Raw genomic sequence first — 14,388 nt, 5'->3', positions numbered from 1 at the left:
CTGGCAGCGCAGTGGGTCGAAACATCGAGATCCGAATGCGGAGGAAGGCGTCAACTATTCCCCATCCGCCTTGCCGATCATCTCGACGCTCCACCCACCCCCCATCGCTTGATACAGCGTCACGCGTGCCGCGAGCGTATCGGCGCGCAACTGCACCACACCGAGTTCCGCAGAAAGCAGATTGCGCTGCGCGTCGAGCTGATCCAGATAGCCCGCGTAACCTTCGCGGTAGCGATTGGTAGCAATCCGCAACTGCTCGGACAAAGAGTCGCGTTGCGCGATGGCGAGCACCAGTTGCTCATCCAGACGCTGAACTGCTGCGAGCGCTTTCTCCGCCTCGCTGATCGCAGTCAAGGCCGTGCCGCGATACGCAAAGGCGGCTTGATCGCGCTGCGCACCGGCCTTGTCGGCGAGCGCGGTCAGCTTGCCGCCTTCGAACAGCGGCGCAAGAATGCTCCCGCCTATCGACCAGATGTTGAACGGATAGATCTGCTCGGTGCCGAAGGAGCGCCCGAACGAAGCCGCCAGATTGAACTGGGGCAGGAAGTTCTTGCGCGCCACAGCAAGCGACTTATCAGCGGCCGCGAGCTGATATTCCGCTGCGGCGACATCGGGGCGGCGCCTTAACAACCCGGAAGGCAAGGTCTGCGGAATGACCGGCTCGGTCAGTTTGTCGAGCACACCGCCGCGTGGGATATCGCCGGGAAGATCGTCGGTGAGCACGCTCAGCGAATTTTCTGCGCGTGTGATTGCGAGCTTCGTCTGCGGGATAAGTTGCGCGGTCGCATCGTATTCCGACTGTGCCTGCTGCAATTCCAGTCGCGACGAATAGCCGTTCGCGAATTCTGTTTTGGCGAGGCGCAGTGAATTCGCGCGCGCAGTGAGCGTGGCCTCGGCGATCTTCAACTGTGCATCGAGGCTCAGCAGTGTGATGTAGCCGCTCGCCGTCGAACTGGCGACCGATAGCCGTGTGGCATCGCGTGCTGCCGCGGTGGCGAGATACGCGTCACGCGCGGCGGCGCGCTGGTCCGCCAGCCGGCCGAACAGGTCCACTTCCCATGCAGCGTCGAACTCCCACTGTGCGGTGTTGAGCAGGAGCGGCGTACCAAACGGACTGACAATCTGCGAGCGCCCGGCATTATCGAAGGCGGCGTTGAGTGTCGGCAGCAACGCGGCGCGCGCGATCCTGGCGTCTGCGCGCGCCTCACGCACGCGGCCGACTGCCTTGCCGATATCGCTATTGTTGGCCAGCGCTTTTTCGACCAGGGCGGTCAGGACCGGATCGCCGAATTGCCGCCACCAGTCCTTATCCAGCGACATCGTCTGCGCGGCATCGCCTTGCCATGCCGCGGGCTCGACGACAGCGGGCACGGTGGCGACTTTGACGGGTGGCCCTGCGCAAGCGGTCAGCAGCAGAGCAACGCCGAGGCCAGAGATACAGCTAGAAACGCGACCAGGAACGCGGCGTTTCATTTGTCACCATCGCGCGTATCGACCGCGGTTTCAACCGACATGCCGGGTCGCAGCCGCTGCGCCAGTTCCTGTCCCGGATCGACGCTGATGCGGATCGCAATGCGCTGTGCCACCTTGACGAAGTTGCCGGTCGCGTTGTCGGGTTTGATCGCCGCAAATTCCGACCCCGTTGCCGGCGAGATTCTTTCGACATGACCATGCAGCTCGGCGTCGCCGAGCGCATCGACGCGGAACGTCACGGGCTGGCCGGGGCGCATGCGATGTGTCTGCGCTTCCTTGTAGTTGGCCACGATCCAGACGAAGTGCGGGACCAGCGACATCATCTGCGTGCCCGCCGTGACATAGTCGCCGTTGCGCACCCCGACTTCGGAAAGCTGTCCATCGACAGGCGCACGAATCACCGTGTTCTCGAGATCGACCTGTGCGCTTCGCAGGGCCGCTTTGGCGGAATCGATCGCTGCCTTCAATCCCGGGCGCGCGACCAGCACGGTGCGCACATCTTCGGTACCGATCGAGCGACCCGCAACCGCCTGTTGCAGCGCGGCCTGCGCCGCGAGCAATGCAGCACGTGTCTGGTCGTACTCGCGCTTCGAAAGCGAGCCGTCCTTGACGAGCGCATCTGCGCGGCGCATGTCGGCTTCGGCACGGACCTGCTGCGCACGCGCGGCGGCGATGTTCGCATCCTGACTGCGTGTCGCCAGTTCGCGCGAGCGTTGCGATTGCGCGGAATTATCGAATGCCGCCTGCTGCGCCTCAAGATTGGCCTGGGCTTGCGCAACCCTCGCCGCATAGATGCGGTCGTCGACGGTGACGAGAATCTGCCCGGCCTTTACTTCGAGGAAATCGTCGACCGGCACGCTCGTGACATAGCCACTCACCTGCGAACTGATGGTCGTCACGAATCCACGCACATAGGCATTGTTGGTATCTTCGAAGGGCCCGGCAAAGGGCGGTAGACGCCACGCGCGCAGCACCACACCGATCGCGCACAGCGCGAGCACGACGATGATGATGACCGTCAGCCGGCTTTTCTTCGGCGGATGCCAGCCGCTCGGTTCAGCCGTTGCAGCGGGAGCGGCAGCGGCTGGTGTCTGGGCGTTGCTCGCGGGTAATTGATTTTTGGGCTCGTTCATTCCGGGCTCTTCCTGTTAGCTTGCGCCTGTTGTGCTTTCATCACTTGCTGCTGGAGAAGGATGAGCGGCGAAACCTCGCGACGTCGCCACATCGACCACTGGATTATCACGCCCCAAACAACGGTCAGGCTGGCCAGCACACCCACCAGCAGGAATACGTCGTTGTAGGCCAGAATATTTGCTTCGCGTGCCACGCGTTGCGCCAGTCGCGCCGCGCCCGCGCGCATCTGCGCGGCGACCACCGGGTTACTCATGACGAGAGACTGAACGAGTTCGTTCGAATGAAACCGTTCGCGAATCGTCTGAAAAGTGCCGAGCAAGGTACTGCCCACGACACCGCCGACGCTCTGGCTGATGTTGAACACCACGATGAAGCTCACCAGATAATTCTGGCTGCCGCCCACGACCATTCGCGCCGCACCGATCACCATCGCCCGCCCGAGGAACAGCAGCGAGGCGAAGCCGATCAACCCCTGGCTGATGTAGAAATTTTCCGGCCTCGACAGGTTGGTTGCATCCGCATCCATGAAGGCGCCGATCGCGATCAGCACGGCCGCTATCGCGATCGGCTTGCCGGGATTCTTTGGATCGAGCGTCAGCGCACTGAACACGATGCCGGCGATCGACGCCACGAGGATGATCGTATTGAGCGTGATCATCTGGTCGTTGAGCATGCCGAACAGCGTCAGCAGACCGACCGAGCCAAAGGTTTGTTCGGAGAGGAGGATGCGGATTGCCGCCGCGATCAGCATGATGCGGGCAACTTCGCGCGTGCCCAGCCAGCGCGTATTGATCAGCGGATTGACGCGATAGTGCTCGATGATCAGGCCCGCGGTGATCAGCGCGATGCTGCCAGCGAGCGCCCAGCCCAGCCAGACGCGCTCGGTCCACCACTCGATCCGGCCTTCGGAGAAGATCGCCACGAATAGTGCGAGCCCCGATCCCAGCACGGCGAGAGTCAGAAAGTCGGCTGGCTCGAATACCTTGCGGCGCTCGCTCGGCGGTAAGGGCAGGGCCATCACGGCCGCCAGCGTCGCCAGCGCCATGCCCAGTTCGAACCAGTTGAGCCGGTGCCAGTTGCCCGTTTCCAGCAGCCCGGGCGACAGGACACGCGCGAGCGGCGTCGCAAGCTGGGGAACGCTGATGCCGATCAGCATCCCGAGCATTTTCTTCGGTCCTGGGAACGACTGCATCATGTAGTAGATGCCCGTCGACGAAAGGCCGGCTGCGGAGATCGCGCTGACGGCCCGCACCACCACCGCCGAGGCGAATCCTCGCGTGAACACATGCAGCATCGCGAACACGACGTAGGTGACGAGCAGGGAAATGACGAAGCGCCGCAAACCGAACTGCTGGCGAAATTTCACGAGGATCAGGTTCGAGGTCGCATAGACCATGAAATACGCGGCGGTGAGCCAGGTCGCTTCGTCGCTGTAGAGGCCGAGCGTTCCCTGCGCGTAATTCAGGTTCACCGACACCAGCCCGTTACCGAGCCCCTGCGTGATGCAGATCAGACAGCCGATCGCGAAGTAGCCATAGCGTCTCGCCGCCGGATGGTCGGGACTGGCCGGTCCGCCCAGTACCATCGGCCGCTCATGCGGCTTTAGCGTGTAGTCGCTTTCTTCTTCCAGGCGGGGGGCGTTGTGCATCCGGTCCTGTCGATGGGTGGGGCTTTCGCCGCGTGTCGGTTGATCGGGTGTCACTGCATGGGGCAACGCGTACTAAGGCCGCTTGCGATTTTCGCTTTGCGGCTTCGCCAGAATAATGCGGAATATAAAGGTCAGCTATAGGTCAGCCGTTGCCTGTTCGACAACACGATGGTGCGTCGCGGTAGGTTGCCCGATCTATGTTTCCTGATTGTGGCCTAAGGGATTTCCCTGGGGAGTGGCTTGGTGACGCTATCCCCAGGGTGATCGGGTCGGTTGCAGTTGCGTGGCTTTTATTGACTCGCTGCTTGAGCCGCGTTGGCCTTCTTTTCTGCGTTTTGCAGGTTCTGCGGATAGTTCGGATCGTTCTGTGCCGGGTGATAGCCGTTGGCCTCGAGCTTTTTCAGTTCGGCAGCATTCTTCGCGTGAGCCTGCTTGCGGGCCGCCTTTCGCTCAGCTTTTTTCTGTGCCCTTTGTTGTGCCTTTGTAGCAGGCGCTGAGGCGGATGGGCTGGCAGTGGCCGCAGCGTCGCTGGACTGGGCTTGCGCGAGCCCGGCCAGACCGAACATCAATGCGCCTGATGTGAGCAGGATGGCCAGCTTTCTTGTATGCAATGACGTCATGTCGTTCTCCACTTTAGTTTTGGGCAAACAGAGATTACCAGCATACAAATGTAATCGGTGTTGGATCTGTTCAACGCGGATGTCGATGGATATACGTGACGCTGATTCGGTAATCGAAATACTAATCTTCACGAAGCAATCATCAGTTTCCGGTTTAAGCGCGTTCGACGCAGTACGCTGGATGCTTCACGATTGCACGGATGAAGAAACGTCATGATCATCGACATTCACGGGCACTACACGACCGCACCGAAGGCGCTAGAGACATGGCGCAATCGACAGATCGCGGGCATCAACCATTCCGCCGAGACACCCAGTCCGTCAGAGTTGCGCATCAGCGATGACGAGCTACGCGAGTCGATCGAAAGCAATCAGCTTCGTCTGATGCGCGAGCGGGGTCTGGACGTGACCGTATTCAGCCCGCGCGCGAGCTTCATGGCACACCATATCGGCAATTTTGAAGTGTCCAGCACGTGGGCGTCGATATGCAACGAGTTGTGCTACAGGGTCAGCCAGCTATTTCCCGACCATTTCATTCCTGCTGCGATGTTGCCGCAGAGCCCAGGCGTGGACGCCGCAAGCTGCATTCCGGAACTGACCCGGTGCATCGAGCAGTATGGGAACGTCGCGATCAACCTGAACCCCGACCCATCGGGTGGTCACTGGACGAGCCCGCCGTTGTCGGATCGCTACTGGTATCCGATTTACGAAAAGATGGTGGAGTACGATGTCCCTGCGATGATCCACGTCAGCACGAGTTGTAACGCGTGTTTCCATACGACAGGCGCGCACTACCTGAATGCGGACACAACAGCGTTCATGCAATGTCTGACCGCAGATCTATTCCACGACTTTCCCACACTACGTTTTGTCATTCCTCACGGTGGCGGCGCGGTTCCGTACCATTGGGGCCGTTTCCGCGGGCTCGCGCAAGAGTTGAAGAAGCCGCTGCTAAAAGATCATCTGCTGAACAACATCTTTTTCGATACCTGCGTCTACCATCAACCGGGCATCGATCTGCTGACGCGCGTCATTCCCGTCGAAAACATCCTGTTCGCGAGCGAAATGATCGGTGCGGTTCGCGGTGTCGATCCTGAAACCGGCCACTATTTCGACGACACCAAACGCTACATCGAAACCGCAACGATCGACGCGGACGCCCGATACAAGATCTACGAATGTAACGCGCGCCGTGTCTATCCACGACTCGATGCCGCACTGAAACGCAAGGGACACTGATCATGTACGAACTGGGTGTGGTGTATCGAAACATCGAACGCGCTGACCAGACCGTGGCGGAAAAGCTCGGCTCCTTCGGTTCGGCGACGGTCCACGAAGCGATGAAGCGCACGGGTCTGATGAAGCCGTATATGCGGCCTATTTTCTCTCGCGCGCGTACCAGCGGGACCGCAGTCACGGTGCTGCTGCATCCCGGCGACAACTGGATGATGCACGTGGTCGCCGAACAGATTCGCCCAGGAGACGTCGTCGTTGCAGCCATCACCGCCGAATGCACGGACGGTTACTTTGGCGACCTGCTTGCGACGAGCTTCAAGGCGCGCGGTGCGAGAGGTTTGGTCATCGACGGCGGCGTGCGTGACGTCGCTACGCTCGAAGACATGAACTTCCCGGTCTGGAGCAAGGCCATTTCTGCTAAAGGCACGATCAAGGCAACACTGGGTTCGGTGAATGTACCGGTCGTATGCGCGGGCGCACTCGTCACACCCGGCGACGTCATCGTCGCGGACGGCGATGGCGTGGTGTGCGTACCTCGGGCGCTCGCCAACGAGGTACTCGACAGGGCAGCCGAGCGCGAAGCGAACGAAGTTCAGAAGCGCGCTACGCTGGCATCGGGTGTTCTCGGTCTCGACATGTACAAGATGCGCGAATCGCTGGCGCAAGCGGGACTGCGCTATATCGACTGAAGCCGGCGCTCATCTTTTCGGCGATCACACGTGATTGGCTAGCGGCATCCGCAGGTTGACGACTTCCCGGATCGCGTTGACGGCACATTGCATGGCAGGCGACGGAAGTGTGTCTGCCCGGAACGTGAAGCCGATCTCGCGTCGCGTGGCGGGTAACGCCAGATCGAGTGCGACCAGGCAACCCGACTGACGCTCGTGCTCCCAATGCTGGGCAGAGAGTGCCGCAATCATGTCGGTGCGTAGCAGTAGTTCTCTCGTGAGGGCGAGATCGCCGGTTTCGACCGTAGGTGCAGGAGAACGCAGCTGGCTTTGCACGAACACGTTATCGAGCATGGCGCGTGCCGGCGAGTGGCTGCGTGGAAGGATCCAGTTTGCATTGGCAAGTTGCGCCAACGTGATGTTCGGGATGTCCGATAGCGGATGACCTTTGCGGGCTAGCACCACCATCTCTTCTGACATCAGCGTTTCGCAGCTTAACCCACTGTTTTTTTCGACGGGTCGCAACGCGCCCAGTATGAAATCGATGTCACCGGCGAGCAGATCCGCAACCAATGTTTCGTATGAGCCCTCGTCGGTTCTGATCACTACTTCGGGAAAGGCGCCATGCAGCCTGGCGATAGATTCCGGGAGGATCGAAGTACGCGTAAGCGGCAACGCGCCGATGTTGACCTCACCGACAACCTTACCCGCTAGCGCGGCGATATCTGCGGGAATCAGGCGCAGTTCATTCAGTGCGCGCCGGATGCGAAGGATGAATGCCTCGCCCTCGACAGTGAGCTTTAAGCCCATGGCGGTACGGTCGAACAAGCGAAAACCGGAACCGGTCTCCACGGCCTTTACCGCGCTGCTTACGGCCGGCTGGCTGACACCGAACGCTCTCGCCACTGTCGGCATGTGGAGATGTCTTCCAAGACTTGCCACGAGTTGCAGACGATGACTGTTCATCAGGTAGGACGGTGTTCCCCAACATGAGGACGTGTGCTCGCGAGATTCATGCAGCGACGACGCGTTGGCGCTCGTGTCCAGTTCCGCGAAGACTTTCTCCGCGCGTTGCAGTACGGACTGACCTGTGCGCGTAGGGAGCATGCCCGAAGCACGCCGCTCAAATAGCGGCGCTCCAATCGTCGCCTCGAGAGTGCGTATGGACCGACTGATTGCTGATTGCGCGCGATAAAGCGATTGACCCGCTCTGGTCGCGCTGCCGTACTGAGCCACTCGCATAAAGGTACGCAAATGGGCAAGGTTGATCAGCTCGGAGGGCATGGGTAGGTGAGCCGGTTTCGCGTTGCGATGGAGGATGACAGGATTCTATATCGGCGACACGATTCCATCTGTACCCGACAAGCAGCCGATGCCTAACCCGTTAGAAGTCTGATTCGCAATGGCAATGAGTAGAGTTGTTTAGAGAATCAAGGATTCGTCTCGACGCGACTACACTACCGTTCAAGCTGAGCCGTAGAGAAACCGTCTAGCCCGTTGATTGCGTCTCGACCTGAGTCGCTTCATTCCATGTATCGACGCGGCTGATCGCTAGCGGATGGTCCGGATACGAGATCCCCACCGGGAGGATTTCGCTCGCCCGAACAGTCACTGGCAAGGGAATTCGTCTGACCAAATAACGATAAAAATCGACGCCCACAAGCTTTGGTGCACTCACGTCGAGATTGAAGCGTTCGCCTTAATCGTCATTGCATGAGTTATCGATACATCTAATTAAGAATAATTGGAGGAGATATGCATCGTGCAGTTTTCACGACGTCTTTAATTGCGTTGTCGACGGGCAGTTCCGCTCTCTTCGCGCAAAGCAGCCTGTCGTTGTCAGGCTTGCTGGATGCCGGTTTGACCTATGTGAGCAATTCGTCTGGACACGGCAACGTTCAGTTTGTCGATGGTGTCGATGTCCCGAATCTGATCATTCTGACGGGAAAGGAAGACCTGGGGCAAGGCACGTCATTCATCTTCCAGCTTGAGGACCAGTACTTACTGGGAACCGGGAGTTGGCCGCAAGGCAAAAGCATGTTCACGTGGGAATCGATGGCGGGTTTCGACAGCCATCGATTGGGTACGTTGACGTTTGGCAACCTGCGCGACTTCATGGTCGACTCGGTGTTTCTCGGGCACAACGACGGCTCGGAGATGTATGACGGCACCTATGGCATAGCAGGTGGTCCGTTTACGAAGCTCAATCTTCCCAACAACCCGACCGGGTCGTTCAACTGGGACCGCATGGGGTTCAACGCCGCGATTCCCAACTCGGTGAAGTATGCGATGCCTGCGTGGAATGGATTTTCCGGTGGTGCGCTTTATTCTTTTGGCGGGGTTCCCGGATCGATTGGATCGAACAACGGGTCCAGCTTCGGAGTGAACTATGCAAGGGGATCGTTTGGGGCCAATGCGGCCATCACTAACGTCAAGTATGTCATTTCCGGTGTTGAGGCCAGTATTCGTAACTGGGGCGTGGGTGCCCACTATTACCTCGGTAAGTTGACGATGGCGGCGCTCTTCACCGCGATTCATAACGGGGCGAACGGTGGAGCCGTATGGGAAGGGCAGCTCAGTGGGTTCTGGCAGATAGATCCGGCGTGGGGGTTAGGTGCTGCATACGTGTACATGAAGGGAAATTCCGAGGTCGATAACAACCACGTTCATGAAGTGTCGTCGGCCCTGTCGTATGCGCTCTCGAAGCGTACCGCTGTCTACACCACCGTCGTCTATCAGCGCACCAACCGTGGTGCCAATGCCTTGATCAACGGCCTGAACAATCCGGGATCGGCGTCGAGTGGGCCGTCGCAGTTTCTCGCGAGGATCGGTGTGCTGACGCACTTTTAGGTGTTGCGACTGATCTTCAAGCGTGCGGATCAGATCAACCGTGTATCGAGAAATCAGACCCGCTCAATGATTTCGATCGCAAATTAGTAGATCGCGAAACGGCAATTGAGGAATGTCTCCCGGGCGAATACTCTGGCCGCAGGTTCACCGGATCGTTGCGACAACAACCAGGGAAAATCATGTTGATGAAAGAGCCATCGCTACCTCGCGAGACGATTGATGCACGCGCCTGTACCCAGGCCGTTTCCGGTATGCAGTCTGGTGCAACCCTGTCGAGCAGGATGCGTAGCGTCATTGGCTCGACTGTCGCCGCCCTGGTGGGCATCGCGGTAGCCATGAGCGCTGCCGCCGCCGGTACCGATCCGTTGAGCGTTGGACCCCTTCCAGTCGAAGTCGCGATCAAGGCCGCGCAAAACGCGCTCACTGCCTGCGACAGAGACGGTTATCACGTGACGGTTAGCATCGTCGACAGAGAAGGGATAACGCGTGTGTTTCTGGTAGGCGATGGCGCAGGGCCGATTAGCATCAGCACCAGCCGACGCAAGGCATACACATCGGCTGCGCTCGGCGTCAGCACCGGTGACATGGCGAAGCACGCTGCCGCTTCTGGTCATCCGCCGCCCGCGATTGATCCGGAGATTCTGGCGTTGGGCGGTGGACTTCCTATTGTCAGTCGCGACGTCGTCGTCGGTGGCATTGGGGTAGGGGGCGCCGATGTCTCCGATAAAGATGAAGCTTGTGCGCGCGCCGGACTTGACAGCATCAAGGACCAGTTGAAGTAACCATTGACGTGGCCGCGATTCAATACAAGGCGCTCTTATGTTCACTACACCACTACCCGCGAATTCCACGCAACCTGCCCTGCCCGAAGGCAAATTGCGCTACGGTCTCCCATTGCGCGTACTGCATTGGCTAACCGCGTTGTGCATGTTCGTCGTTATTCCGTTAGCGTGGTACATGACCGAACTTGACCGGCACAATCCGGCAAGAGAGGGATGGTTCAATCTGCATAAATCGATTGGCCTTACCGTGCTGCTCCTGACGTTGATCCGGGTGTTCACACGTCTCTCGAATGCGCCGACGCCGCTACCTGAATCCATTCCATCTTTTGAGCGAACACTGGCCCACATCGGGCACGGGTTGCTGTATGTGATCCTGATCGCCATGCCAGTCAGTGGTTATCTGAACTCATACGGCGCGGGTCACGCGGTGAACTGGTTCTGGCTGTTTCGCGTGCCTGCCGTCGTGCCCGAGAGCCATTGGCTTGCGCACCTCGGTGGCCAGATTCATGCGCTGCTCGCATGGGCGACCTACGCCTTGATTGCCGGACACCTACTCGCGGTTCTCTATCACCAGTTGATACAGCGAGTCGACCTGTTAGCGCGCATGACCCTAAGAACTGGTGTAACGAGACGCTAACGTCTTCCGTCAAGAAATCGCCATGACTGCCATGCTGATCTGCGTGTCGCATTCGCCCATCACCTTGATTCGTGCGAAAGCGCCCGAACGCGAGCCCGAAATACTTTCGCTCTATGAGCGAACGGCGCAGGAAGTGGCGAGCTTCGATCCCGAACTGGTGGTCGTGTTTGCATCCGACCACTTCGCCGGCTTCCACTACTCGCTGATGCCGTCGTATTGCGTGGGCCTGGAGGCGAGCGCGGTAGCGGATGTAGGTGGGTTCGGCGGCGAGTTTCGCGTGCCCCGGCAGACGGTTCTCTCAATCGTTCAGGCATTGATGGCGCGCGGGTTCGATCCCGCGGTTTCCCATCGGATGAAAGTCGATCACGCGTTTTCGCAGCCGGTTCATCGTCTGTGCGGATCGCTCGATCGGTACCCGGTCATCCCCATATTTCTAAACGCTATCGCAGCGCCGATGCTTTCTTTTGGGCGCGCCCGTCTTCTGGGCGTTGCGCTGGGCGAGATATTCAGCAGCGTCGATGCACGCATCCTCGTGATTGCGTCGGGTGGCCTGTCGCATCATCCAACGCGCTATTACCCGGCGTTGGGAAGCGGGTCGCCTGAGGTCGAGGCGTGGCAGATGTCCGGACCTGACAGCGGAATGTCGAGCGACGCGTGGTTCGACAAGCTGAAGTCGATGCACGAAGAAGGCGCAAACATGTTGATCGACGGACGCAGGACCGTGCGCGACATCCGCTTGAATGAAGCATTCGATGAGCGATTCATGGATTTGATGTGCGGAACGGATATCTCGGTGGTCGACAACTGGGCAACGGATAGCGTGATCGAGGAAGCCGGCATTGGTGCGATGGAACTCAATGCCTGGACAGCGGGCTGGAGCACGTATCGCCAGTTGCAAAGCGCTCCGGTGCGCCGGCAGATCTATGTGCCGGCGCTTGAGTACGGTATCGGCTATGGAATGGTCGTGGCGGGCGGCGTGGGTACGGGTGCGGAATAGTTTCTGCGCTTTAGTGGTTAGCGAGGTTCGCTGAGACGCCACCCGATCGGATCGAAATATCACTGTTGATACACGGAGTTCAACATGCAGATTGTCCAGGAGCGGCAAGATGTACAGGACCACAGTGCTACCGGTTTGACAAACGGTCTATTGGAGCCGGGCGAAACCAGCTCTGCCGCTGCCGACGACGAGCAAAACCTGCGAGTCCAGCTAGCCGGCGTATACCGCATCTTCGCGATGCTCGGATGGACCGAACTGATCTACAACCACATTACGGTTCGCATCCCCGGTCCAGAGTCACACTTTCTGATCAATCCATTCGGGCTTCACTATTCGGAAGTCACGGCCTCGAACCTTGTGAAGATCGACCTCGACGGCAACGCAGTCGGAGATTCGCACTATGGCGTGAATCCGGCGGGCTTCGTCGTGCATTCGACCATTCACCGCGGGTTACCCGATGTGCATTGCGTGATGCATACCCATACGACGGCCGGTTTGGCCGTTGCGTGCTCGGTGAGCGGCCTGGAAAACTCGAACTTCTACTCGGCGCAACTGCACGACAAGGTTGCCTATCACGAGTTTGAAGGCATCACCCTGCGACCCGACGAAGGCCCGCGAATGCTCGCAAGTCTTGGCGAGCGGCGCCTGCTGATCCTCCGCAACCACGGTCTGCTGTCGATCGGCAGCACGATCGCGCAAGCGTTCAGCTTGTTGTGGACATTGAACCGGGCCTGCGAAATCCAGCTCGCTTCCGCTGCCCTTGGACCGAGACGACTGATCGCGGAAGACATCGCGATTCTCTCGACCAGCGCCTCATTGCAATTCGATCCGCGCTATGGCGCTGGGCAGGACGTGCTCGACGCGCTGCTCAGACAGGTCGATAAGGTCGACCCGTCTTACCGGCTTTGAGTCACACCGCGCGTACCGATTGCCATTCCCCGACACACATTCCCCGCTGATTGCGATAACAAATTAATAACCCCGGTCCATGCAATTGATCGCACGAGAACCCGCGGGATACCATCGTTTCACGGTGAAGACACGCCGATAAAAGCAAGCGCCCGGAGGAGACGATGTTGAGAAGTCAGCAGCTTGTCGAGCAGGTCGATTCATCGCCGTCTGTCAGTGCTTCGAATCTCGTGCCGATCATTGTGGCGTGCATTCTGGTGATGATCGACGGTTACGACATGTTCATTGTGTCGTTTCTGGCGCCGCTTATTTCCGGCGAATTGCATCTCACGCCGATGGGGCTGGGTCGCGTTTTCACAGCGGGGCTGGCAGGGTCGATGGCGGGTGGTGTCGTGCTCGGACCGGTCGCCGATCGTCTCGGACGTACGCGCACGCTTGTCGCTTCGCTAGTGGTTGCGGGCATCGCCACGATTCTCTGTTCGCGTGCATCGTCGTTCGGCGGTTTCGGGTTGCTTCGCTTTGTGTCGGGATTCGCGTTGGGCGGTGTGTTGACTGCTGTGGTCCCGCTCGTGGCCGAACACTTCAGTGCAACGAGACGCAGCGCGGCGGTGACGCTGATGTTTGTCGGCTACCCGCTTGGGGCGGTTGTCGGTGGCGCGGTGACCGCGCTGCTTTACGCGCAAGGCTGGCGGCCGTTGTTTTTAGGTACCGGTGTGCTGTTGCTGGCCGCCGCTCCGCTGTCGTTGACGATGCGAGAAACGGTGAGCCAGCAGGGTGTCGTCGCTGAATCGGCAGTCCGCTGGCAGGTTGCGTTTCTTGGCGCGTTCGCGGAAGGACGGCTTATCGCCAGCGCGTTCCTTGCGACGGGCATCTTCTGCATGTTGCTGGTGACGTATCTATTGACGAGCTGGATTCCGATGATCGCCGTGCGATCGGGGATGACACCGGGCGTGGCGGCACTGTGCGGCGTGTTTCTCAACCTCGGCGGCGTGACCGGTGCGCTGCTCTCGACGTTAGCGGTTCGAAAGCTGGGTGTCTTCAAACTGGTTGCTTTCATGATCGCCACGGGTGCGCTATGCATTGCGCTTATTGGGCAGTTTTTCAGCTCGGCCGCTACGTTGTGGGCGATGCTTTTTCTGGCTGGCGCGCTTGCGATCGGTGGTCAGCAGAACACACCGGCGATGTGCGTGCAACTTTATCCACGGCGCGTACGGGCAACCGGAGCGGGATGGATGTTCGCAGCAGGGCGGATTGGATCGATGCTCGGACCGATTCTGGGCGCGCACCTGTTGTCCATCGATACCCACCCGCAGACGATGTTCGTCATCGTGGCCGTACCGACTTTAGTGGCGGCGCTCGCGTACGCCACGGTCGATGTGGTGAGACCGCGCTAGGTTCACGCGTGTTTTCGCCTAACCCGCATTGAGGAATCAA

Annotated in this window: 13 protein-coding genes; 8 read left to right on the top strand and 5 right to left on the bottom strand. The window is 59.4% G+C overall.

The window, feature by feature from the left end; genetic code table 11:
• Nucleotides 1-54: 54 nt before the first annotated feature.
• The 4 genes from BWP39_RS12245 to BWP39_RS12230 all read right to left on the bottom strand — a co-directional run bounded on the left by BWP39_RS12245 (nucleotide 55) and on the right by BWP39_RS12230 (nucleotide 4,875).
• Nucleotides 55-1,473: an efflux transporter outer membrane subunit gene (locus BWP39_RS12245; protein ID WP_096720478.1), complete on the bottom strand. Its 1,419-nt coding sequence runs from the start codon at nucleotides 1,471-1,473 to the stop codon at nucleotides 55-57.
• The gene (locus tag BWP39_RS12240) at nucleotides 1,470-2,606 is read right to left on the bottom strand and encodes an HlyD family secretion protein (protein WP_096720476.1); all 1,137 of its coding nucleotides are present in this window, start codon (nucleotides 2,604-2,606) and stop codon (nucleotides 1,470-1,472) included. Before BWP39_RS12240 ends, BWP39_RS12245 begins: the two co-directional genes overlap by 4 nt.
• Nucleotides 2,603-4,255 (bottom strand): MFS transporter, encoded by a 1,653-nt coding sequence (locus BWP39_RS12235; RefSeq protein WP_096720474.1) that lies wholly within the window; start codon nucleotides 4,253-4,255, stop codon nucleotides 2,603-2,605. Before BWP39_RS12235 ends, BWP39_RS12240 begins: the two co-directional genes overlap by 4 nt.
• Nucleotides 4,256-4,545: 290 nt before the next feature.
• Nucleotides 4,546-4,875 (bottom strand): hypothetical protein, encoded by a 330-nt coding sequence (locus BWP39_RS12230; RefSeq protein ID WP_096720472.1) that lies wholly within the window; start codon nucleotides 4,873-4,875, stop codon nucleotides 4,546-4,548.
• A gap of 213 nt (nucleotides 4,876-5,088) precedes the next feature.
• Here BWP39_RS12230 and BWP39_RS12225 point away from each other — a divergent pair, with 213 nt between their 5' ends.
• The gene (locus tag BWP39_RS12225; RefSeq protein WP_096720470.1) at nucleotides 5,089-6,114 is read left to right on the top strand and encodes an amidohydrolase family protein; all 1,026 of its coding nucleotides are present in this window, start codon (nucleotides 5,089-5,091) and stop codon (nucleotides 6,112-6,114) included.
• Between the two features lie 2 nt (nucleotides 6,115-6,116).
• Nucleotides 6,117-6,800, top strand: a complete 684-nt coding sequence (gene ligK / locus BWP39_RS12220; RefSeq protein WP_096720468.1) for a 4-carboxy-4-hydroxy-2-oxoadipate aldolase/oxaloacetate decarboxylase — start codon at nucleotides 6,117-6,119, stop codon at nucleotides 6,798-6,800.
• A gap of 24 nt (nucleotides 6,801-6,824) precedes the next feature.
• Here the strand turns inward: ligK and BWP39_RS12215 are convergent, their stop codons facing one another.
• Nucleotides 6,825-8,063 carry a LysR family transcriptional regulator gene (locus BWP39_RS12215; RefSeq protein ID WP_096720466.1) on the bottom strand — a complete coding sequence of 413 codons (1,239 nt, stop codon included), beginning with the start codon at nucleotides 8,061-8,063 and terminating at the stop codon, nucleotides 6,825-6,827.
• 471 nt (nucleotides 8,064-8,534) lie between these two features.
• Here BWP39_RS12215 and BWP39_RS12210 point away from each other — a divergent pair, with 471 nt between their 5' ends.
• The 6 genes from BWP39_RS12210 to BWP39_RS12185 all read left to right on the top strand — a co-directional run bounded on the left by BWP39_RS12210 (nucleotide 8,535) and on the right by BWP39_RS12185 (nucleotide 14,348).
• Complete coding sequence (locus BWP39_RS12210; protein ID WP_096720464.1) at nucleotides 8,535-9,629, top strand: porin; 1,095 nt, start codon at nucleotides 8,535-8,537, stop codon at nucleotides 9,627-9,629.
• Between the two features lie 281 nt (nucleotides 9,630-9,910).
• Nucleotides 9,911-10,411, top strand: a complete 501-nt coding sequence (locus tag BWP39_RS12205) for a GlcG/HbpS family heme-binding protein (RefSeq protein WP_157915138.1) — start codon at nucleotides 9,911-9,913, stop codon at nucleotides 10,409-10,411.
• Nucleotides 10,412-10,448: 37 nt separating this feature from the next.
• Nucleotides 10,449-11,048, top strand: coding sequence for a cytochrome b (locus BWP39_RS12200; RefSeq protein WP_096720460.1), 600 nt, complete (start codon nucleotides 10,449-10,451; stop codon nucleotides 11,046-11,048).
• A gap of 22 nt (nucleotides 11,049-11,070) precedes the next feature.
• Nucleotides 11,071-12,045: a DODA-type extradiol aromatic ring-opening family dioxygenase gene (locus tag BWP39_RS12195; protein WP_096720458.1), complete on the top strand. Its 975-nt coding sequence runs from the start codon at nucleotides 11,071-11,073 to the stop codon at nucleotides 12,043-12,045.
• 84 nt (nucleotides 12,046-12,129) lie between these two features.
• Complete coding sequence (locus BWP39_RS12190; protein WP_096720456.1) at nucleotides 12,130-12,954, top strand: class II aldolase/adducin family protein; 825 nt, start codon at nucleotides 12,130-12,132, stop codon at nucleotides 12,952-12,954.
• 164 nt (nucleotides 12,955-13,118) lie between these two features.
• Nucleotides 13,119-14,348 (top strand): MFS transporter, encoded by a 1,230-nt coding sequence (locus BWP39_RS12185; RefSeq protein WP_096720454.1) that lies wholly within the window; start codon nucleotides 13,119-13,121, stop codon nucleotides 14,346-14,348.
• Nucleotides 14,349-14,388: the final 40 nt, after the last annotated feature.

The sequence above is a fragment of the Paraburkholderia acidicola genome (assembly GCF_002362315.1).
GTDB classification, from domain to species: domain Bacteria; phylum Pseudomonadota; class Gammaproteobacteria; order Burkholderiales; family Burkholderiaceae; genus Paraburkholderia; species Paraburkholderia acidicola.
The sequence above is the reverse complement of the archived record's forward strand: the minus strand, read 5'-3'. Positions and strand labels throughout refer to the sequence as shown.

Excerpts from the sequence above, each read along its gene's own strand:
- BWP39_RS12245 (WP_096720478.1), bottom strand. The coding sequence starts at position 1,473 with ATGAAACGCCGCGTTCCTGGTCGCGTTTCTAGCTGTATCTCTGGCCTC.
- BWP39_RS12240 (WP_096720476.1), bottom strand. The coding sequence starts at position 2,606 with ATGAACGAGCCCAAAAATCAATTACCCGCGAGCAACGCCCAGACACCA.
- BWP39_RS12235 (WP_096720474.1), bottom strand. The coding sequence starts at position 4,255 with ATGCACAACGCCCCCCGCCTGGAAGAAGAAAGCGACTACACGCTAAAG.
- BWP39_RS12230 (WP_096720472.1), bottom strand. The coding sequence starts at position 4,875 with ATGACGTCATTGCATACAAGAAAGCTGGCCATCCTGCTCACATCAGGC.
- BWP39_RS12225 (WP_096720470.1), top strand. The coding sequence starts at position 5,089 with ATGATCATCGACATTCACGGGCACTACACGACCGCACCGAAGGCGCTA.
- ligK (WP_096720468.1), top strand. The coding sequence starts at position 6,117 with ATGTACGAACTGGGTGTGGTGTATCGAAACATCGAACGCGCTGACCAG.
- BWP39_RS12215 (WP_096720466.1), bottom strand. The coding sequence starts at position 8,063 with ATGCCCTCCGAGCTGATCAACCTTGCCCATTTGCGTACCTTTATGCGA.
- BWP39_RS12210 (WP_096720464.1), top strand. The coding sequence starts at position 8,535 with ATGCATCGTGCAGTTTTCACGACGTCTTTAATTGCGTTGTCGACGGGC.
- BWP39_RS12205 (WP_157915138.1), top strand. The coding sequence starts at position 9,911 with ATGCGTAGCGTCATTGGCTCGACTGTCGCCGCCCTGGTGGGCATCGCG.
- BWP39_RS12200 (WP_096720460.1), top strand. The coding sequence starts at position 10,449 with ATGTTCACTACACCACTACCCGCGAATTCCACGCAACCTGCCCTGCCC.
- BWP39_RS12195 (WP_096720458.1), top strand. The coding sequence starts at position 11,071 with ATGACTGCCATGCTGATCTGCGTGTCGCATTCGCCCATCACCTTGATT.
- BWP39_RS12190 (WP_096720456.1), top strand. The coding sequence starts at position 12,130 with ATGCAGATTGTCCAGGAGCGGCAAGATGTACAGGACCACAGTGCTACC.
- BWP39_RS12185 (WP_096720454.1), top strand. The coding sequence starts at position 13,119 with ATGTTGAGAAGTCAGCAGCTTGTCGAGCAGGTCGATTCATCGCCGTCT.